Raw genomic sequence first — 19,419 nt, 5'->3', positions numbered from 1 at the left:
CGCCGATGACCCTCCCGAACGGATTGACACCGGAGACCGCCCGCGCGGCCGCCGAACGCGCATACGAGCTCGACCGCCGCCACGTCTTCCACTCCTGGTCCGCCCAGGCGAACCTGAACCCGATGACGATCAGCGCCACCCAGGGCTGCTACGTCTGGGACGGGGAGGGCAACCGGTTGCTCGACTTCTCCTCCCAGATGGTGAACACCAACATCGGCCATCAGCATCCGAAAGTCGTTGCGGCGATTCAGGAACAGGCCGCCAAGCTGTGCACCGTCGCACCGCCGCACGTCAACGACGCGCGCTCGGAGGCGGCCCGGCTGATCGCCGAGCGGACGCCGGGCGAGCTGAACAAGATCTTCTTCACCAACGGCGGCGCCGAGGCGGTCGAGCACGCGGTGCGGATGGCCCGGCTGCACACCGGCCGCTACAAGGTGCTGGCCCGCTACCGCTCGTATCACGGCGGCACCGAGACCGCGGTCAACCTGACCGGTGATCCGCGGCGCTGGGCCAACGATCACGGCAACGCCGGCGTGGTGCACTTCTTCGGCCCGTTCCTCTACCGCACGCAATTCCACTCGACCGACGAAACCCAGGAAACCGAGCGCGCTTTGGCGCATCTGGAGCAGACCATCGCGTTCGAGGGACCGAACACCATCGCCGCGATCGTGCTCGAATCCATCCCCGGCACAGCGGGAATCATGATTCCGCCGCCGGGGTACATGGCGGGCGTGCGGGCGCTGTGCGACAAGTACGGCATCGTCTTCATCGCCGACGAGGTGATGTCGGGGTTCGGCCGGACCGGGAAATGGTTCGCGATAGAGCATTTCGAGGGCGTCGTGCCCGATCTGATCACCTTCGCCAAGGGGGTGAACTCCGGGTATGTGCCGCTCGGCGGGGTGGCGATCAGCCCGGCCATCGCCGCGACGTTCGACGAGCGGCCCTACCCCGGCGGGCTCACCTACTCGGGGCATCCGCTGGCGACGGCCGCCGCGGTCGCGACGATCAACGCGATGGCGGACGAGCGCATCATCGAGAACGCCGCCGACATCGGCGCCCGGGTGCTCGGTCCCGGGCTGCGGGAGCTCGCCGAGCGGCACCCGAGCATCGGCGAGGTGCGCGGCACCGGGGTGTTCTGGGCGCTGGAACTGGTCCGTGACCGGGCCACGCGCGAACCGCTCGCGCCGTACGGCGGGACGAGTCCGGCGATGAACGAGGTGGTCGCCGCGGGCAAGGCGGCGGGGCTGCTGCTGTTCGTCAACTTCAACCGGCTGCACGTGGTGCCGCCGTGCATCGTCAGCGAGGCGGAGGCGAAGGAGGGGCTGGCGATCTTGGACCACACGCTGGCCGTGGCCGACCGGCACGCTCGCTGACCATGTCCCGGTGACCGCCCGGAATGCCTTCGGCTTCCGGGCTGTTCCCTTTATGCGTGACCGATACCACTGAGCTTTCCGAAGATCTGAAGAAGTATCTGGACGAGTCCAAGGTGTTCGCGACGGCCGCGACGACGAACCCGAACGGCCAGCCGCACCTCACCGTCATCTGGCTCGAGCGCGACGGCGACGACCTGCTGTTCTCCACCACCACCGATCGCCAGCAGGGCAAGAACCTGGCCCGCGATCCGCGGATCACCATCATGGTCAACCCGCCGGAGAACCCGTACACCTACGCCGAGATCCGCGGCACCGCGACGCTCACCCCGGATCCGGACAAGACCCTGCCGAACAAGCTGTCGGAGAAGTACACCGGGCAGAAGTACCTGGACTTCAACCCGGCCTCGGTCAACGACGGGCCGCGCGTCATCGTGCGGGTGACGCCGAGCAAGGTCGCCGGTCGACTCTGAGCAACCGGCCCAGCGGGCTCAGGCCTGCTGGGCCTCTTCCTGCGCGTGCTGGGCCTGCGCGAGCTGGGCCGGCGTGAAGCGCAGGGTCAACGCGATCAGCCCGGCCACGAACGCGACGATCGCACAGACGAACAGCACCAGCGTGTAGCCGCTGCCGAGCGCGGCGACCTCGGTCGCGTTCATCTCGGTCACCTTGCCGGTCCGCCCGCCGAGCGAGAGGGTGCGCGAGGCCGCGATCGGCGTGAGCAGGCCGATGGCCACCGGCGTGGCCAGGTTCATGAACATCTGCCCCACCGCGGACAGCGGCCCGATGTTCTCCGCGGACACCCCGACCAGCACGCACAGCGGCGCGAGCACCATCGCCATGCCGACGCCGAAGCCGATCACCACGAGCAGCGGCAGCAGGGTGGTCAGGTAGTGCACGTCGCCGTCGAGCGTCGAGCCGAACAGCAGGCCGACGCCGAGCACCACCGCCGCCCCGGCCAGCAGCCAGCGCGGCGCGATGAGCAGGGCGAGCTTGGAGGCCAGCGCGCCGCCGATGCCGATGCCGATGGTGAACGGGATGGCCGCGACACCGGCTTGCAGCGGGCTGTAGCCGATGACGTTCTGCAAGAACTGTGCGACGAAGAAGGTCATCGCGCCGAGCACGCCGCCGGCCAGGAAGATCAGCAGGAAGGTCGCGACCCGGTCCCGGCTGTCGAACAGCGACCAGGGCAGCAGCGGATCCTCGATCTGGCGTTCCATGATCACGAACACCACCAGCAGCAGCACGCCGCCGATCAGCGCGCCGATGATGAACGGGTTGTCCCAGCCCATCTCGGGTCCCTCGGTCGCGCCGAACACGATGGCCGCGCAGGCGAGGGTGCCGAGGATCGCGCCGCGCACGTCCAGCGGCGAGCGGTGATGCGCGGTATCGGCCAGCTTGTAGATCGCGCCGACGATGATCAGCACGCCGATCGGCACGTTGATCAGGAAGATCCAGCGCCAGGACACCTGGGTCAGCGCGCCGCCGACCACCAGGCCGCCGACCGAGCCGATGCCGACCATCGAGCCGACGATCGCGATCGCCTGGTTGCGCGCCTTGCCCGGCGCGAAAGTCGTTGCCACGAGGGCGAATGCGGTCGGGGCCGCGATCGCCGCGCCCGCGCCCTGAATCGCGCGGGCGGCGAGCAGCATGCCCTCGTTCTGCGCCAGGCCGCAGAGCAGCGAGGCGAAGGTGAACAGCGCGACGCCGATGATCAGCATCCGCTTGCGCCCGAACGCGTCGCCGAGCCGGCCGCCGAGCAGCATGAGCCCGGCGAAGGTGAGACCGTAGGAGGTCACCGTCCACGCGCTACCCGCACTGGACAGCCCCATCTCCTCCTGCAACCGGGGCAGCGCGAAGATCACCACGGTGCCGTCCAGCACCACCATGAGTTGCAGCCCGCTCAGCACAAGGATGGCGAGCCCGAAGGCCCGCTGCTTCATCGGATACTGCATCGTCGCAGCGGGATTCTCGAGCACAGTGAGCCACTGTACTTACCCCATCCCCCGCCCCCATACCGGCGGCCTATCACCCCACCCGCACACCTCCTGACAAACGCACGCGTGTTCGCGCGGCGAGTCGGTGTGCGAGAAGTCGGGAGGTGTGCGGCTGGGATCAGCTGTCTGTGGAGAAACCTGCGGTGGGGCCGATGACGACGATGGCGGGTGGGCGGATTCCTTCGTCCTTCACCCGGGCGGCGACGGTGGCCAGGTCGGCGCGTAGGACGCGTTGGGTGCGGAGGGTGCCCTCCTGGATGACCGTGGCGGGGGTGGTCGCGGCGCGGCCGTGCTCGAGCAGGACGGTGGCGAACTGCTCGATGCGTTCGACGGCCATCATCAGGACGATGGTGCCGCGCAGGCGGGCGAGGGCGGGCCAGTCGACGAGGGAGTCCGGGTGGTCGGGGGCGACGTGGCCGCTGACCACCACGAATTCGTGGGTGACGCCGCGATGGGTCACCGGGATGCCCGCGGCCGCGGGGACCGAGATCGGGCTGGTGATGCCGGGGACCACGGTGACCGGGATGCCCGCGTCGACGCAGGCTTCGAGTTCTTCGAAGCCGCGGCCGAAGACGTAGGGATCGCCGCCCTTGAGCCGGACGACGAACTTGCCCGCCTTGGCTCCCTCGATGAGCGCGGCATTGATCGCGTCCTGAGCCATCGCCCGTCCGTACGGGATCTTCGCCGCGTCGATCACCTCGACGTCGGGGCCGAGCTCGGCCAGCAGTTCCGGCGGGGCGAGGCGATCGGCGACCACCAGATTCGCCCGCCCGAGCAGCCGACGACCGCGCACGGTGATCAGGTCCGGATCGCCGGGTCCGCCGCCGACCAGGGCGACGCCCGGTGTGATCGGCGTCGAATCATCGGTCACCACACCGGATTGCAGCGCCTCCAGCAGCGCGTTGCGCACCGCGGCCGAGCGGCGGTGCTGCCCGCCGGCCAGCACGCCGAGGGACATACCGTCATACCGTGCCGTCGCGGGCGTGACCGCCGTGCCGAGCCGGGCGATATCGGCCCGCACGCAGAAGACGCGGCGCCGCGTGGCCTCCTCGACCACGGCCGCGTTCGTCTCCGGCTCGTCGGTGCAGGCGATCGCGTACCAGGCGCCGTCCAGGTCGCCGTCGGCGTAGGCGCGCAGCGTGACGGTGATCTGCCCGGAAGTCGCCATCCCCTCGACCGCCGGCGTCACCTCGCGGCTGATCACGTGCACGTCAGCGCCGGACGCGATCAGCAGCCCGAGCCTGCGCTGCGCCACCGTCCCGCCGCCGACCACGACGACCCGCCGCCCGTCGAGATCGAGCCCGACCAGATAGTTCGGATCGCCCTCCCTGGACGCGGCGGCATCGGATACCGCCTGGTCGGCGCTGCGGTCTGACGTGTTCGGCACAGTTTTCGAGCCTACGGCCTGCCGCCGAGGCCATCGCAATCGACTCGGGTCACCGCTGGTACGGCAGTCTCCTGCTCCACCGGAAAGGATCGCTCTATGAGGCCCGATCTGCCCTCGAAATCCAACGATCCTGCAAACCCGGGCCCACAAGCCATGTTACCCACCAAAGCCCATGAACACCGAAACGATCGCGCCGTCGCCAGACCCGAGGCAGTCAAAGCGATTGTGGCGCAAGCACTCCCAAGAAGTTCCCGACGGCCAGGGGCAGTTCGACACCCAGCACAATTGCCAGCACGAGAAGCCCGACAACAGGGTTCGGCGAATACACGATCAACATGGCCGATACGGCTCCGAGAACGACCAACATCGAACGATGCTGTACGCGAGCTCGACCGAAGGAACGGTGCAAGGACTTTATTTTCGACACAGAATGACCTCTTGGCTTCCTAGGCGCGACCGATGCCGCAGGTATGACAGACGGGCAAGTGAGAACTCGAATGTTCCGAGGTCAACGCTACGGACTGCACACGACGCGCAACATTCCCAATTAGTTGGGAGTGTCTTGGAAACAGCTGCTGAACCCGCTATCCGACCGAAGTGTTCACTGGACGGCCCTCCTGGTCGAAGGAAACCCGCCGTACACCAACGCCACTGCGCGCCACGATAGTTGCCAGGTATTGGCGCCCCGGCGGGTTGATTCGAATTGTCATCGTTCCAGTATTTGCGCGATCGAGCTCTGCGGCGATTCCACGCAGCAACCGATTGCGGACAGCGTCGCCCGCATCGTCGATTCCGTTGTCGTCCAACAGATTTACCTTAACGCCGCGGCGCCGGGCGGCTTCAGCAGCCGGGTTGACGATCGAGTTGACCAGTCCGCTGGCGCGCAGAGTGGCGCGCAACTGTGCTTCGAGGACACGGCAGGCCAGCGCATCCTCGATCGTAAACGCGTCCTCACCAGCGATGCGCAGCAACAACGGTCGTGCGAGCTCGTCGAGGTGCGCAAGTTGGATTTCACGCTCCTTGATGGCCTCCGCAGTGGCGGCCTCGATGGCGAACTGTTCGGCGCGTTGCTCGCGAAGCAGGAAGATGTCTCGCGCGGCCGGACGGATGGTCACCGCGAAGAGAGTCGCCATCGCGAGCGGTCCGCAATTGATAAATGTCCAAAAGAAGCCGGTCCCAGGTCCTAGGCCGCCGAGTGTGGACCAGACGGCCGCTACCACAATCATCGATATCATTGCCGCCCAGGCGGATCCGGTACGACCACGAACACACATGAACGTGCACACCCCGGTGAATCCGCTGACCACCCAGACCTGGTGGGTGTCGTTGATCACCGGTGGAATCAGCATTACCAACGCGCACATCGCCGGAGCGCCCACTGTCAAGGCGAAGGTCGCCGGCCAAGGCAGTGGATCGCCGGGGACAGCGAGCAGTCCCACGGATGCCGCGCCGACAGCCATCACTCCTGCGAGTGCGGCAACCACGACGGATGCCGACAGGTGACGCGTGACTGCGATGGTCGCCAGCGCGGCAATGCCGGTCAAATAGATCGCGGCGACCAGCCAGGCCGTCCGCTCATGCATGCCGAGCAGGAAGCGCACGTCGGGCGAGTTGCGAGCGTAATCCTGCTCGTCTGCTATGTCGGAACGTGGCGTCACCCGGAGCCGCACCCTGGTTCCCCGCCCGGGGCGAGAAGTTACTTCAACTGTGCCACCGGGCAACTGCTGGATCCGCCCGAGATGGCGCTGTCCGCCGTAACCACTGCCAACGGAGGCTGGTTCGAAGCCGATACCGACATCGGTCACAGTGACAACCAGTTCCTTCGGCGTGACCTCGATACTTGTCGTGCACCGCGCGTCCGTTCCGCCATGCCGAACGCTATTGCGGACAGCTTCCGCCGCCGCGGTCACGATCGCTTTGGCCGCCTCTGCCTCGAACCGGGCCGGACCAACGTCGTCGACCGTCCGGACAACGACCGGAATCGCGTCATCGACCTCTCGAACTGCTGCCGCGAGACCGCCGAGCAATCGGTCGATGCCAATAGGCTCGGTGTCGATCTCCTTGCCTATGTCATCAAGTTTTCCCAAGGTGATGACCGCATGCCGACGCACTTTATCCGAGCGCGGTTCCCGGCCTGCGATGCCAAGCGTGAAACTTACCCAGTCGTGCAGCAGGTCACTGAACTTCTCGCGTTCCACCTCGCGAATCGCGAGCACTTTGACCGCAGCGGCGGTAGCGAAATACATATCGCGGGTCTCGTCCAGGGTACGGCCGGTGCGGACTGCCATCAGCGCTGCAGCGACGAACACCAGTGAGAAGCCGAAGCCGAACGCCAGATCGGATAGCAGCGGAGAAATCGCCTCAGGTACTCGGCTCTGCCCAGTGGCCTCCACAAGCAGGATGATTACCGCGAAATAAGTGACCGTCCAGAAGGGGCGCCAGACTACGGTAGCAGCGAGCGCTGCCAATCCCGGGAAAACCACCAACCATGGCGCATCCGGCAGGTGCGTTCCGGTCCAGGCCAACGGCCATCCGAGGACTGCGACAAGGTATCCGATCGCGCACAGTCCGGCCGCTCGGCGCACGAACCCGATGTTCGGGCGAAATGTTGCTGCGAGCAACAGGATCGCAGGACCGAACACGACGCTGAGCGCGAAGGGTGTCCACCACGGCGCGAGGTAGTCCGCATCGTTGCGAACGTGTGGGACCAGCAAGACAAAATACATCAAGTAGCCGACGGCGATAAACCTCGCGAGCAATCGCAAGATCCGTGTTTCGTTGTAATCATCGATCTGATCCGCCGCCGCGACTACCGGTCCCCGAAACGCTCCGAGGCGGACGTTCGACGGCTGTCGCGACCGCAAGTCGCTTACCCCTACCTGTTTCATTGCCACGAGCCGGGTGCTAACCCGTCGCGTTGCGCATGACGCCGGAGAATCGCCTTGCTCTGCGCCGGCCGACCCACTGCGGCGTACTTCTCCTTGATCTTCTTTACATGCGCGTACACCGTGCTTGTCTGTACCCCGAGTAGATCGGCCACATCTTGAGCGCGTTCCCCTGACGCATATAGCGCCAATACTTGCTTCTCCCGCGGGGTCAGCTCCGGTATGAGGGCCTCATCGGAATCCAAAGCGGCGGCCCAATCCATCGATGGCGCCATCTCTCCTTCGGCGGTCATCGCTATTGCTTCGACGACGGCATCCCGCGATTCGTTTTTAGGAACGATCCCAAGAACCCCCGCTTTCGCGGCCTCGCGCACCAGGGCGCGACTACCGCCGTAGGTGTAGGCCAGCACATTGTGGATTCCTGCAGCACGGAGCGCCGCGACATTCTGTGCGGGCGATGACTCGTCCGGCAGATGATGGAGATCAAGGACAACCAGATCGAGTTCAGCAGTAATCGCCAGCAAGTCGGCCACTGTTTTAGCACCCGCGACGACTTCAAGGTGCGAGTAAGGTTCCAGAATCCGCTGCAAACTGGCGACGACAAGATCGGTGTGGTCTTCGACCACGCCGATCCGTCGCCGAGCGGATCCTTTGGTTGGCGACATTACGGCCTCCTCAGTACCTTCACCCCTAAGCATCCCCGCTGCGCGCCGGTAGCTCTAGAGGTGTCGCGACGCGCCGGTCGATGCGTTACTACTTAGGAAAAACCAGTCTTACCAGGGGATTCCGACTGGTCGGGATAATCGGAGCCAGGTGCGACAATCATCCGTCCTTATACTTCAGCTCATGAATCGTTTTGGTCGGGTAGCACATTCGATGGTGGTGGCGACTCTGGCCATCGGGATGATGACCGCCGGTGTCGCGCAGGCTGATCCGGCACCGTACGTTCCGGCGCTGGGGGTTGAGGCGAAGTACTTTCAGCCGGGTCCGGCGGCGGTGACCGAGAAGCTGGGCTTCGGGTGCTGCGACTCCACCGGGGCTAAGTTCGATGTCTGGTATCCGACGGAGCTCGGGGCCACGCGGCATCCGATTGTGGTGTGGGGCGACGGGACCAGTGCGGTGCCGAGCCAATATGCCTACCTGCTGCGGCATTTGGCGTCGTGGGGGTTCGTGGTGATCGGCACCGAGAATCAGAGCACCGGGTCGGGGGTGGATATCCGGAAGTCGCTGGACTACCTGCTGGCCCAGGACGGTGATCCGGCGAGCGTGTTCTACGGGAAGCTGGACAAGGCGGCGGTCGGCGCGATGGGGCATTCGCAGGGCGCCTCCGGTGTGCTGAACGCGCTGCGCGATGCGGGTGGGGCGATCAAAACCGCGGTGCCGCTGGAGCTTCCGGCGCAGCACTTCTGCTCCACGCCGAGTTCCTGCGCCGATACCCGTGCGCTGACAACGGGTTCGGTGTTCTTCGTGAACGGGTCCGCGGACGGGCTGATCTCCCCGTCGCAGCAGTTGCTGCCGTGGCAGGCGGAGGGGTTGCAGTCGAATCAGGCGTACTACGAGGCGACTCCGGCGAATCTGACGAAGGCGTGGGGCACGCTCAACGGCCCGAATCACAACGACGTGCAAGGGCAACCGGACTGCGCGGCCGCGTCGGTGCCGTGCACGACCGGGGTGTACGGCTACCTCGGCTATCCGACGGCCTGGCTGATGGCGCAGTTGCGCGGCGACGCCGCCGCGTCGGCCGCCTTCCGGCCGGGCGGTGAGTTCGGCGCGCCGTCGCCGAATTGGAGCAACCAGGTCAGCGCCGTCGCGGGATGAGCCAGGGGTGGGCGAATTGTCCACCGCACGGTAGCCACTGACGTACGGTTCGTCCGTTGCCGACCGGCCCGGCAGGGACCAGTGTTCATACATGGCTTTGACCGATGACACGCCGCTGGCGTCCGAATACGCCGACCGCGTCATCGCGGTGGAACCGGGCGGCAACGAGCACATTCCCGACGACGCCCGGCACGGCACGCCGCGTCAGCTGTTCTGGACCTGGATGTCGCCGAACCTCGAATTCGCCACGATCTTCATCGGCGTCCTGTCGGTCACCGCGTTCGGGATGAACTTCTGGCAGGCGACACTCGGGCTCGCGGTCGGCGTGGGACTCGGCGCCGCGGCGCACTACGTGCTGTCGGCACGCGGACCCGCGCACGGCGTGCCGCAGATGGTGCTGGGGCGCTTGGCCTTCGGGTATCGGGGCAACGCGCTGCCCGCCGCGTTCATGTCGATCATGTGCGGGGTGGGCTGGTTCGCCACCAACAGCGTGAGCGGCGCGTTCGCGTTGAGCACGCTGACCGGGCTGCCGAAGCTCACCGCGCTGATCCTGATCGTGCTGGTGCAGACCGGATTCGCCGCGTTCGGCCACAACCTGGTGCACGCGTTCGAGCGATTCGTGTTCCCGGTGCTCGCGATCGTGTTCCTGGTGGTCACCGTGGTCATATTCAGCAAGGCCGACCTCGGCGCCGCCGCTCCGTCCGGTGGCGTCGGCGGGATCGGCGGATTCCTGCTGACCGTCGGCACCGCGTTCGGCTATGCGGGCGGCTGGAATCCGTACGCGGCGGACTACTCTCGCTACCTGCCCAGGATCGTGTCCCGGGTCGCCACCGGCGGCTATGCCGGGGCCGGACTGTTCGTCTCCTGTGTGTGGTTGTCGGCGCTCGGCGCGGCCTCGGCCACCATCGCCGGCTCGGCGCAGGGCAGCCCGACGGAGGTGTTCACCGCGAATCTGCCCGGCGCGCTCGCGAACCTGACGCTGCTCGCCATCGCGCTCGGCGCGGTCGCGGCCAACGCGTTGAATGTGTACTCGGGCGCAATGGCATTCGTGACGATCGGCATCAAGCTGCCGGTCCGTACACAGCGGGCGGTGGTCTCGGTCTGCTTCGGCGCCATCGGTTTCCTGGTCGCGTGGTGGGCGCTGCCCGACGCCGCCGCCAGCTACGAGGCGTTCCTGCTGATCGTCGCGTACTGGATCGGCCCCTGGCTCGGCGTGATGTTCGTCGACCAGTACCTGCGCCGCGGCCGCCGGATCGATGATCTGCTCTACCACCGCGCGTACACCAATTGGCCTGGCGTAGCGGCGTTCCTGCTGGGCCTGGCCGTCTCCGTGCTGCTGTTCTCCAACCAGGCCAAGTTCACCGGCTACCTCGTCCGCCAACTCCCCGACCTCGGCGACATCACCTTCTTCGTCGGCTTCGTCCTCGCCGCGGCCGCCTACTTCGCGCTCGGCCGGCGCCGGGTTACTACAGGCTGAGCACTGGTCGACAAGCGACGCGGTGCGGTAGGCGCGAGCGGCCGGCCGTATGTCCGAGGCGCAGGTTCTCGAAGTCCGCAGTCGGTGGTGCTGCCGCGCGGAACGCGGTTGATCGTCTACGACAGCTTCGTCTAGCTGGCGCGTACCGAATTCTGTTTGTTTACTTTCAATTCGGCCATTCGGGGCGGCGGTCTCGGCCCGGATCCTGCCCGGCCGTTACGACGTCGGGCGGATCGAGAACTCGGCGGAGTTCGGTCACCACTACCATGCGACAGCTCACGGGGTGGCAAGGCGGTGGGCGCACAGCGCGAGCAGAAGCGTGCCGGTCAGGGCGGGGGTGGCGGGGTCGTAGCCGAGCAGCTCGCGGATGCGGTCCAGGCGCTGATAGAGGGATTGGCGGCCGATGTGCAGAGTGGTGGCGCAGCGGGTGGGGCTGGCGCCGTGCCGGAGGTAGACCTCGAGGGTGCGCGCGAGGTTGCTGTGATGGGTTGTGTCCCAGGCGATCAGCGGGGCGACCGTGGTGGCGATGAGGCGAGTCCGTTCGGCGGCGGGCAGGGATTCGACGACCAGTTCGGTGGCCAGTTCGCGGCAGGTGGAGACGGGGCTGCCGACCAGCCAGTCGCGGCGGTGCCGGGTGGCCAGGCGCAGCGCGGACCGGGTTGCTTCGAGTGAGCCGGTCAGCGCGGCGGAGGTGAAGTCGCACGGGTCGCCGACGACCAGGGTGACGCCATCGATGCTGTTGGTGGCGAACGCGTTCCGCAGCAGGCGGACCGTCGCACCGACCGGGTCGGCGACGGCCTGGTCCAGCGCGAGCACCCCGTAGGTGGTGGCGTGCACCTCGGCCACCAGTCCCGGCCTGCCGAGTTCCTTTGCCGCGGTATCGATCAGGCGGGTCGCGATGCGCGCATCGGGCGCGTCGACCGCCACCGGTACCAGCGTGCGCCCGGTCAACGCGGGCACACCAGCGGCCGCGGCCCGCACCTTGAGATCGGCTTGTCGAATCGCCTTGCCGTCCAACAGATCCGCGAGCAGCGTGGTCGCGGCCAGCTGCGGCCGTCCGGTCGGTGCGCCCGAATTCGCCAGTGCGAGGCCGAGACTCGGCGCGGACTGATCGAGGACCACGGCGAGAGTCGCACCGTCCAGTGCCGAGCCCGGCCCCGCGGTGAGCGTCCCCAGGGTGTTGTCCTTGACCCGGATCGACGCGGCGGCGGCGCCGGATTCGACCGCGGCCCAGGCCGATCGATCATCGTCGACGCCATGCGCGGCGATCAGCGCGCCATTGCCGCTGGTCACGATCAGCGCGCAGCCGGTGACCTGACCGATCCTGGCGAGCAACTGCGCGAGACCGTTCCCCGCGGCCAGCTCACCGGTCAGCTCGCGGGCCAGCTCGTTGAGCAGCCGCAGCGAACGCACCTCCCGCGACACGATCTCGGTGTTCGCCGCGCGACACAGATCGATGAACGGCACCACGCTGCGCAACGCGATCAGCGGCAGGCTGTGCCGCGACGCCTCCGCCACCATGTCCGGCGGGATGGCGTCGAAGGTGCGGCCGAGTTCGAAGGCGACGCCGGCCACCCCGCGCCCGGCGATCTCGCGCAGGTAGTGCCTGCGCATCCCCGCGTCCACCCCGGTCAGCCCGAGGCCGGTGGTGAGCAGCAGTTCCCCGCCGGACAGCAGCGGACTGATCTCGTAGATCTCGCTCGAATGCACCCACCGGACCGACCGCCGGAGCGCGCCGTGACCGGCCAGAACGAGCGGATCGGCGGCGACGAACTGATCGTCGAGCAACTCGCGCACAGTGGGCAACATACGGTCATCCTGTCATCCGCGTGCCCGGACCGGGCGGACGATCTGTACGTTGCGGCCGCAGCGGTTCCCTTGGAGGCTGGACCCATGACGCAGGCGATATCGGCACGACAACTGCTCGAGGTGGCATACGACGAGGCCCAGCTCGGCCTCGCCGAGGGCGGCATCCCGATCGGCGCGGCGCTGTTCGCCGCCGACGGCACTCTGCTCGGCCGCGGCCACAACCGCCGCGTGCAGTCCGGCGATCCCAGCATCCACGCCGAGACCGACGCCTTCCGCGCCGCGGGCCGCCGCCGCGACTACGGTTCGACGATCATGGTGACCACCTTGTCGCCGTGCTGGTATTGCAGCGGGCTGGTCCGCCAGTTCGGCATCGGCTCGGTCATCATCGGCGAATCGCAGACCTTCCACGGCGGCCACGACTGGCTGGCCGAGCACGGCGTCGCGGTGACCGTGCTGGAGGACGACCGGTGCGTGGCGATGATGACCGAGTTCATCACCGACCACCCCGCGCTGTGGAACGAGGACATCGGTGTCACGAACGAGATAGAGGCGCACTGAGCAGGGCCTGCCCTGGTCGTGAGCCCGGCGACCCGCACGTGAGCGGCCGACAGGCGGGAGCGCGCCGATCCGAGCGGGCCGACGCCAGCACAGAGAGTGAGACGCAGTGAACGCGATCGCAACGATCGACCTGTCCCGGTGGCGTAGCGGCGGCCCTGCCGCGGCCGAGGTCGAGCGCGAGGTGGACGAGGGGTTGCGTCGCGCCGGGTTCCTGCTGGTCCACGGGCATGGTGTGCCGGAGGGCCTGGCCGGTTCGGTGCGCGCGGCGGCGCGGCGGTTCTTCGCGCTGCCGGACGCGGTGAAGGAGCGCTACGCCGTCACGGTCGGCGGGCGCGGGTGGATCGGACCGGGCAAGGAGGCCAACGGCTACGCCGAGGGGACCGCGACGCCGCCCGATCTGAAGGAGACCTTCGCCGTCGGCGCGGACACCGCCACCGGCGATCCGCGCGTCGACGCGGTGTGGTTCCTGCCCAATGTCTGGCCGGACGAGGTGATCGAGCTGCGCGAACTGCTCACCGCCTACACCGACGCCGTGCGCACCCTGTCCGACGAGTTGCTCGCGCTCTTCGCGGCGGCACTTCAGTTGCCCGCCAACCCTTTCCAGGATCTGGCCGGCCGTCCCACCTGGACCTGCAACATCAATCACTACCCGCCGATGACCGTGGTCGGCACTCCCGAGCCCGGCCAGTTCCGGATCGGCCCGCACACCGATTTCGGCACCGTCACCGTGCTGGACCGCGAGCCCGGCGCGGGCGGATTACAGGTCTACACCGAGGCGGAGGGCTGGGCCGACGCACCCTACGACGCGGCCGCGCTGACCGTGAATATCGGCGACCTGCTTGCCTATTGGAGCGGCGAACGCTGGCCGTCCGGTCGCCATCGCGTGCTGCCCCCGCAAGCGGCGGCCCCCGAGGAAGACCTCGTCTCGCTCATCTACTTCTACGAACTCGACCACGACGCGGTGGTCACCCCGCTCGACCCACCGGTCGGCCGCATCCCCGGCCTCCCACCCGTCGTCTCCGCCGACTTCCTCCGCACCCGCCTCGACGCGATCACCATCGGCTGACCGAGGCCGCACCAGGTGTCAGCTGAAGTGGGGGTAGTCCTGGACCCATTTGAAGCCGGTGCTGCGCAACGGGAATGAATTCAGGTCGACCTGGTCGAGGGCGAGTGTGACGTGGTGGCCGTTGAGTTCGCCGTCCAGGCTCAACCGGTCCGGCGTGGGCCGGGTGTAGGTGAACGTCGCGATCTGCGTCGGCTGCGCCTGGGCGAGGTGTCCGGGGAGGGCGGCTCCGGTCGCCTGGGACACCGTGAGGGTGTGCGCCTGGGCGTCGACCGTGCCGACCGCGGGCACCAGCGTGCCGTCCATCTTCTGGTAGTTCATCCCGCCGATGTCGAAAACCACCCGCTGCCAACGGTTCTGATCGGTGATCAGCGGAGCGAGCGGCCGGCCGTCCTGGGTGAACTCCGAGACCTTCCAGATGCCGTACAGCTCGGGCTTTTCCGCGCCGCCGCTCTGGTCCCAGAACTCCAGGTCTTGTTGCACCTGGCCGATCAACACCCAGATGCCGAGCACGACGGGGACCCCGGCGGCGATCATCCGCAGGCGCCGCGAACGGAACACCTCCGGCTGGGTCGCGGGCTCGGACGGACGTTGCAGGACAAGCACATTCGCGAGCCGCCGCGCCTGCGGCGCGAGCAGCACCAGCGAGATCAGCATGAGGTGACCGGCCAGGATCTTCACCGGCACATCGAAGGTCATGTTCAGCACGAACACCTGCAGCATGCTCACCAGGCTGATCATCGCGCCCAGCGTCGCGGTCCGCGGCAGGAACAGCAGCAGCCCGCCGAGCACCTCCGCCGAACCGAGCAGGATCTCGTAGACCGGCGAACTGCCGACCTGCATCCAGAGCACCGCCGCCGGGGTGAAGTCGCCGTACTGCGTGAGCAGGGTGGCCAGCGGCGGCTCCGGCATCTGCGACGGAATGACCTTGGCCATGCCGTAGAAGAGCATCTGCCCGCCGAGGCAGAGGCGCAGGAACAGCAGGAACCAGGCGTTCAGCCGCTGATAGTTCGGGCGCCGGCGATCCAGCACGGTCCACAGTGCGGTCGTCGCCACGGCGACCACCAGGATGCAGAACAGGAACACCCAGATGATCGCCTGATCGCCACTGCCCGAATCCAGGTGCAGCTCGACGTCCGCGCCGAAGACGTGCTGGCCGACCCACTCCCAGATCGGGCTCAACGGATCCAGGAACCCGTTGATCGCCCGCTCGGGCAGCTTCGGACCGAGCGGCCCCGTATAGACGAACAGGAACTGCGGAAAGATCAGGCAGAACAACCCGAAATAGGTGAAGCAGAACCGAAAGGCGATGCGGGTCGGCAAATTCCATCGCGTGTCCGAGCGAACAGCGGAGGCTTCCGTGTCCCAATCGACCGACACCGTTCCGACAGCACTCAAAACGAACCCCTCAATCCGAAAACCTCCGCGTGCGGCCAACGGTATTGCGGCGAGGAGTCACCGGCATCCAGGAAATCCCCGGTCTTTCCCTAGGTAATCAGTCGTACGTGCTACCCGCACCCAGGCCGTCGTGCCACCTCGCGCGGCATCGAGTACTCGCATGTCAAGGCCCGGTTCCGGCCAGTGAGCGAGTTCGGGAACCTCGATCGTTTTCCACCCGCGGGCCGACTGGAACGCGTTACTGTCGCGTATCGCGGCGGACCGCCGTCGATGCGGGCTGTGCCGAGGCGGGCCCGCGTTTCATGGCGTCAGGAGGACAACGATGGCCGAAGATCCGGATCCCGCCAAGCGGCAGCAGCTGACCGTCAGCGAGCGCGATCTCGACGTGCTCGCCGGGGATCTGGCGCGCTGGCTGGATTCGCGCGTCTCCGCCGATCATCCGCCGAAGATCTCCGGGCTGTCCCGGCCGCAGTCGGGCGGGATGTCGAGCACCTCCATCCTGTTCGACGCCGAATGGAGCGTGGACGGGCGGCAGGAGCGCGGGTCGTTCGTGGCCAGGATGGCGCCGGAGGACGGGTCGTTCCCGGTGTTCGAGACCTACGATCTGGCCACGCAATACCAGGTGATGGCCGGCGTCGCCGAGACCACCGACGTGCCGGTGCCCGGCCTGTGCTGGCTGGAAGAGGACGAGAAGGCGCTCGGCACACCGTTTTTCGTGATGAAGCGGGTCGACGGCCGGGTGCCGACGGACAACCCGCCGTACGTGTTCATCGGCTGGCTCTTCGACGCCACCCCCGAGGAGCGCGCGCGGCTCACCGCGAACACCGTCGAGGTGATCGCGAAGGTGCACGCCATCCCGGATCCGGCGATCCGCTTCCCGGCCCTGCGCGGCCCGGGGCAGTCGCTGCGCAGGCATGTCGAGGCGCAGAAGGCGTGGTACCGCTGGGCGCTCGCCGACGACGGCTACCAGATTCCGTTGCTGGAGCGGGCTTTCGCCTGGCTCGACGACAACTGGCCCGCCGATCCCGGACCTGACGTGCTCAGCTGGGGCGACGCCAGGCCGGGCAACATCATCTTCGACGAGTTCGAGCCCGCCGCCGTATTGGACTGGGAGATGGCCGCATTGGGGCCGCGCGAACTGGACGTCGCCTGGGTGATCTTCATCCACCGGTTCTTCCAGGACATCGCCACCCGATTCGACCAGCCCGGACTGCCCGACTTCCTGCGCCGCGCCGACGTGGTCGCGAAATACGAAGAGCTGACCGGTCATACGGTCCAGAACCTGGACTGGCACATCATCTACGCCGCGCTGCGGCACGGCATCGTGATGGCCAGGGTGAAGCGCCGGATGATCCATTTCGGCGAGGACACCGACACCCCCGACCGGGACGACTATGTCATGCATCGAGCGAGCCTGGAACGGCTGCTCGATGGTACCTACGAGTGGGATTGAGATCCGCCATGCCAGTTCCGTTGGACGAGTACCCGATTCACCAGACCGGTCTATCGCTGGCCCGGGTAGCCAGCACCGACCGCAACTTCTACGACCGCAGCTATTTCAACGGTCACAACCGCGACGGCGGCACCTTATTCATCACCGGCTTCGGCGTCTACCCGAACCTCGGGGTGACCGATGCCTACGCGCTGGTCCGGCGCGGCGACGTGCAGCGCAGCGTCCGCTTCTCCGACGCGCTCGGCGACCGCAGCCTGGACCAGCGGGTCGGCGGCTACCGCATCGAGGTGGTCGAGCCGCTGCAACGGATCCGGGTGATCTGCGAGCACGACGACCTGTCCTTCGACCTCACCTGGGAGGGTGCCTTCCCCACCGTGCAGGAGCAGCCGCACCTGATCCTGGCCGGCAACCGGCCGATCATCCAGGCGTCGCGGTTCGCTCAGCTCGGTTCCTGGGCCGGGACGATGAACGTGGACGGCGACGACATCACCGTCGACCCGGCGGTGTGGACCGGCACCAGGGACCGGTCCTGGGGCATCCGGCCGGTCGGCGAGAGCGAGCCGCCCGGGCGGGTGGCCAGCGAGCCGGCCGGCGGCTTCTGGTGGATGTATGTGCCGCTGCGGTTCGACGACTTCGCGGTCGTCGTCATCGTGCAGGAGGACCCGGACGGGACCCGCACGCTGAACGACGCCGTGCGAATCTGGCCGGACGGGCGCACCGAACAGCTCGGCTGGCCGCGCATCTCGATCGACTACCGTTCCGGCACAAGGATTCCCGTCGGCGCGCGACTGGAGCTGAGCACGCCGGACGGCAAGCCGCTGGAGATCGAGGTGAGCACGGGCACCAATGTGCCGCTGCACGTCGGTTGCGGTTACGGCGGCGATCCGGACTGGCAGCACGGTCAGTGGAAGGGGCGCGACTGGTCGCTGTCGAGCGTGTACGACCTGACCGACCCGGCCATCGTCGCCCGCACGCCGTACGGCGTCATCGACCATGTGGCGCATGCCCGCTGCGGCGACGCCGAGGGCTGGGGGCTGTTCGAACACGCCAGCCTCGGCAGGCACGACCCGACCGGCTTCGCCGACTGGGGTTCGGTCGCGCCGTAGGTCAGAACGCGGGACGGGCCAGTTCGGGGCGCTTACTGTAGTCGGTCAGGCCGATCACATTGCCCCACGGATCGGTCACCTCCACGCTCCACCCGGTCGCGACTTCGAAGGGCGCGGTGCGTATTTCGACACCGCGCTCTTCGAGTTCGGCCGCCGCGGCCTGTGCGTCGGGCACCTCGAGCCAGACCCGCATCGCGGGTGGCCCGCCCTGACCCGCGGCCGGATCGGTCATCGCCATGATGCCCGGGGTCTCCGCGGCGACGCCGAACAGCGCGATCCCGCGCTCCGGCACCGTGAATCGCACCGAGAGACCCAGCCGGTTCGCGTAGAAGTCCACTGCCGCAGTGAGATCCCCGACCGGCACCAGCACGTTGTCGATCCCGCGGATATCCACTCCGTCATCAAACCACTCGGTGGTCGCCGATTCACCTGGTTCCGGGTGCAGGTAGCGCCGGTCCGAGTCGAGGAAGCGTCGCCGTTCAGTCCGCGTTACGCCGAGCGGCAGCGATGACAACACCGTGCACGGTGCGTTTGGGGACGACCAGGTCGCCACCGCCCGCCGCGAGGATGGCGGCGGCCTCCGCGACACTCGCCGTACCCACGGCGGCCACCGTCCGCGAATCCGGGTTCGGTACCGCCACTTCCGCCAACTCGGCGGCGGTGAAGGTGCGGATCGGCACGCCGAGCACAGCCGCCGCATCGATCAACCCCGGCTCCGCTGCCCGTCGATCGATGGTCGCCAAACAGCTGACCTGATTGAACGCCAGCACTTTCCGCACCACCACCACGATGCGATCAGCAGGGGTACCCGGCCGCAACCCGAGGCCGACGATCAATTCAGACACTGGTCACCTTCATGCGTAGCAGAGCGGAGAGTCGCACACGGCGTGCGCGGAATGGCATTGCGGCAGCAGTAGCTCGGCGCATCGAGATCACGCCGACGCATCCCCGAGTACCCGCTTGGGTCTCGGTTTTCCGCCACCCGATAACCTCCCGAGCACCGGCCGCCGCCACGAAGCGGATCGCGACTCGAGGCACCCATCCCTTCGGCGGTGTGCGACAGCACCCACCAACTCGGTTGCGCCACAATGTGGTCGCGGC

Annotated in this window: 17 protein-coding genes; 8 read left to right on the top strand and 9 right to left on the bottom strand. The window is 67.5% G+C overall.

The window, feature by feature from the left end:
* The first annotated feature begins 5 nt into the window (after nucleotides 1-5).
* Both ACFQ9K_RS06460 and ACFQ9K_RS06455 read left to right on the top strand, forming a co-directional pair.
* Complete coding sequence (locus ACFQ9K_RS06460) at nucleotides 6-1,373, top strand: aspartate aminotransferase family protein (RefSeq protein ID WP_378722567.1); 1,368 nt, start codon at nucleotides 6-8, stop codon at nucleotides 1,371-1,373.
* Between the two features lie 56 nt (nucleotides 1,374-1,429).
* A complete protein-coding gene (locus ACFQ9K_RS06455; protein WP_378722568.1) occupies nucleotides 1,430-1,843 on the top strand; it encodes a PPOX class F420-dependent oxidoreductase in 414 nt (137 codons plus the stop codon).
* 18 nt (nucleotides 1,844-1,861) lie between these two features.
* Here the strand turns inward: ACFQ9K_RS06455 and ACFQ9K_RS06450 are convergent, their stop codons facing one another.
* From ACFQ9K_RS06450 to ACFQ9K_RS06430, 5 genes are all read right to left on the bottom strand, one after another.
* Nucleotides 1,862-3,322 carry an MFS transporter gene (locus ACFQ9K_RS06450; protein WP_378722581.1) on the bottom strand — a complete coding sequence of 487 codons (1,461 nt, stop codon included), beginning with the start codon at nucleotides 3,320-3,322 and terminating at the stop codon, nucleotides 1,862-1,864.
* A gap of 160 nt (nucleotides 3,323-3,482) precedes the next feature.
* Nucleotides 3,483-4,673, bottom strand: a complete 1,191-nt coding sequence (gene cobA, locus ACFQ9K_RS06445; protein WP_378722582.1) for a uroporphyrinogen-III C-methyltransferase — start codon at nucleotides 4,671-4,673, stop codon at nucleotides 3,483-3,485.
* 292 nt (nucleotides 4,674-4,965) lie between these two features.
* Nucleotides 4,966-5,118, bottom strand: a complete 153-nt coding sequence (locus ACFQ9K_RS06440) for a hypothetical protein (RefSeq protein WP_378722569.1) — start codon at nucleotides 5,116-5,118, stop codon at nucleotides 4,966-4,968.
* A gap of 217 nt (nucleotides 5,119-5,335) precedes the next feature.
* Nucleotides 5,336-7,639 carry an ATP-binding protein gene (locus ACFQ9K_RS06435; protein WP_378722583.1) on the bottom strand — a complete coding sequence of 768 codons (2,304 nt, stop codon included), beginning with the start codon at nucleotides 7,637-7,639 and terminating at the stop codon, nucleotides 5,336-5,338.
* Nucleotides 7,636-8,301 carry a LuxR C-terminal-related transcriptional regulator gene (locus tag ACFQ9K_RS06430; RefSeq protein WP_378722570.1) on the bottom strand — a complete coding sequence of 222 codons (666 nt, stop codon included), beginning with the start codon at nucleotides 8,299-8,301 and terminating at the stop codon, nucleotides 7,636-7,638. Before ACFQ9K_RS06430 ends, ACFQ9K_RS06435 begins: the two co-directional genes overlap by 4 nt.
* Before the next feature lie 181 nt (nucleotides 8,302-8,482).
* On the opposite strand from ACFQ9K_RS06430, the gene ACFQ9K_RS06425 reads away from it, so the two are divergent.
* Both ACFQ9K_RS06425 and ACFQ9K_RS06420 read left to right on the top strand, forming a co-directional pair.
* Complete coding sequence (locus ACFQ9K_RS06425) at nucleotides 8,483-9,454, top strand: hypothetical protein (RefSeq protein WP_378722571.1); 972 nt, start codon at nucleotides 8,483-8,485, stop codon at nucleotides 9,452-9,454.
* A 91-nt stretch (nucleotides 9,455-9,545) separates the two neighbouring features.
* The gene (locus tag ACFQ9K_RS06420; RefSeq protein ID WP_378722573.1) at nucleotides 9,546-10,931 is read left to right on the top strand and encodes a purine-cytosine permease family protein; all 1,386 of its coding nucleotides are present in this window, start codon (nucleotides 9,546-9,548) and stop codon (nucleotides 10,929-10,931) included.
* Between the two features lie 276 nt (nucleotides 10,932-11,207).
* On the opposite strand, the gene ACFQ9K_RS06415 is transcribed toward ACFQ9K_RS06420, so the two are convergent.
* The gene (locus ACFQ9K_RS06415; RefSeq protein ID WP_378722574.1) at nucleotides 11,208-12,740 is read right to left on the bottom strand and encodes a PucR family transcriptional regulator; all 1,533 of its coding nucleotides are present in this window, start codon (nucleotides 12,738-12,740) and stop codon (nucleotides 11,208-11,210) included.
* Nucleotides 12,741-12,824: 84 nt separating this feature from the next.
* On the opposite strand from ACFQ9K_RS06415, the gene ACFQ9K_RS06410 reads away from it, so the two are divergent.
* Nucleotides 12,825-13,298 (top strand): nucleoside deaminase, encoded by a 474-nt coding sequence (locus ACFQ9K_RS06410; protein ID WP_378722575.1) that lies wholly within the window; start codon nucleotides 12,825-12,827, stop codon nucleotides 13,296-13,298.
* Nucleotides 13,299-13,404: 106 nt separating this feature from the next.
* On the top strand, nucleotides 13,405-14,364 hold the full coding sequence (locus ACFQ9K_RS06405; protein ID WP_378722576.1) for an isopenicillin N synthase family dioxygenase: 960 nt from the start codon (nucleotides 13,405-13,407) through the stop codon (nucleotides 14,362-14,364).
* A gap of 18 nt (nucleotides 14,365-14,382) precedes the next feature.
* Here the strand turns inward: ACFQ9K_RS06405 and ACFQ9K_RS06400 are convergent, their stop codons facing one another.
* Nucleotides 14,383-15,684, bottom strand: a complete 1,302-nt coding sequence (locus ACFQ9K_RS06400; RefSeq protein WP_378722577.1) for a DoxX family protein — start codon at nucleotides 15,682-15,684, stop codon at nucleotides 14,383-14,385.
* 397 nt (nucleotides 15,685-16,081) lie between these two features.
* On the opposite strand from ACFQ9K_RS06400, the gene ACFQ9K_RS06395 reads away from it, so the two are divergent.
* Together ACFQ9K_RS06395 and ACFQ9K_RS06390 are read left to right on the top strand one after the other, a co-directional pair.
* Nucleotides 16,082-17,212 carry a phosphotransferase family protein gene (locus tag ACFQ9K_RS06395; protein ID WP_378722578.1) on the top strand — a complete coding sequence of 377 codons (1,131 nt, stop codon included), beginning with the start codon at nucleotides 16,082-16,084 and terminating at the stop codon, nucleotides 17,210-17,212.
* An 8-nt stretch (nucleotides 17,213-17,220) separates the two neighbouring features.
* The gene (locus ACFQ9K_RS06390) at nucleotides 17,221-18,318 is read left to right on the top strand and encodes a hypothetical protein (RefSeq protein ID WP_378722579.1); all 1,098 of its coding nucleotides are present in this window, start codon (nucleotides 17,221-17,223) and stop codon (nucleotides 18,316-18,318) included.
* Between the two features lies 1 nt (nucleotide 18,319).
* On the opposite strand, the gene ACFQ9K_RS06385 is transcribed toward ACFQ9K_RS06390, so the two are convergent.
* Together ACFQ9K_RS06385 and ACFQ9K_RS06380 are read right to left on the bottom strand one after the other, a co-directional pair.
* Complete coding sequence (locus tag ACFQ9K_RS06385; RefSeq protein ID WP_378982868.1) at nucleotides 18,320-18,712, bottom strand: VOC family protein; 393 nt, start codon at nucleotides 18,710-18,712, stop codon at nucleotides 18,320-18,322.
* Nucleotides 18,713-18,797: 85 nt separating this feature from the next.
* Nucleotides 18,798-19,163 carry a cobalamin biosynthesis protein gene (locus ACFQ9K_RS06380; RefSeq protein ID WP_378715268.1) on the bottom strand — a complete coding sequence of 122 codons (366 nt, stop codon included), beginning with the start codon at nucleotides 19,161-19,163 and terminating at the stop codon, nucleotides 18,798-18,800.
* Nucleotides 19,164-19,419 lie beyond the last annotated feature (256 nt).

It is taken from the genome of Nocardia sp. NPDC056564 (assembly GCF_042793755.1).
Lineage (GTDB): Bacteria > Actinomycetota > Actinomycetes > Mycobacteriales > Mycobacteriaceae > Nocardia.
The sequence above is the reverse complement of the archived record's forward strand: the minus strand, read 5'-3'. Positions and strand labels throughout refer to the sequence as shown.

What these genes read in the sequence shown, in the direction of transcription:
- ACFQ9K_RS06420 (WP_378722573.1), top strand. Translation starts at nt 9,546, where the DNA reads ATGGCTTTGACCGATGACACGCCGCTGGCGTCCGAATACGCCGACCGC.
- ACFQ9K_RS06415 (WP_378722574.1), bottom strand. Translation starts at nt 12,740, where the DNA reads ATGTTGCCCACTGTGCGCGAGTTGCTCGACGATCAGTTCGTCGCCGCC.
- ACFQ9K_RS06390 (WP_378722579.1), top strand. Translation starts at nt 17,221, where the DNA reads ATGCCAGTTCCGTTGGACGAGTACCCGATTCACCAGACCGGTCTATCG.
- ACFQ9K_RS06460 (WP_378722567.1), top strand. Translation starts at nt 6, where the DNA reads ATGACCCTCCCGAACGGATTGACACCGGAGACCGCCCGCGCGGCCGCC.
- ACFQ9K_RS06430 (WP_378722570.1), bottom strand. Translation starts at nt 8,301, where the DNA reads ATGTCGCCAACCAAAGGATCCGCTCGGCGACGGATCGGCGTGGTCGAA.
- ACFQ9K_RS06410 (WP_378722575.1), top strand. Translation starts at nt 12,825, where the DNA reads ATGACGCAGGCGATATCGGCACGACAACTGCTCGAGGTGGCATACGAC.
- ACFQ9K_RS06440 (WP_378722569.1), bottom strand. Translation starts at nt 5,118, where the DNA reads ATGTTGGTCGTTCTCGGAGCCGTATCGGCCATGTTGATCGTGTATTCG.
- ACFQ9K_RS06435 (WP_378722583.1), bottom strand. Translation starts at nt 7,639, where the DNA reads ATGAAACAGGTAGGGGTAAGCGACTTGCGGTCGCGACAGCCGTCGAAC.
- ACFQ9K_RS06395 (WP_378722578.1), top strand. Translation starts at nt 16,082, where the DNA reads ATGGCCGAAGATCCGGATCCCGCCAAGCGGCAGCAGCTGACCGTCAGC.
- ACFQ9K_RS06450 (WP_378722581.1), bottom strand. Translation starts at nt 3,322, where the DNA reads ATGCAGTATCCGATGAAGCAGCGGGCCTTCGGGCTCGCCATCCTTGTG.
- ACFQ9K_RS06425 (WP_378722571.1), top strand. Translation starts at nt 8,483, where the DNA reads ATGAATCGTTTTGGTCGGGTAGCACATTCGATGGTGGTGGCGACTCTG.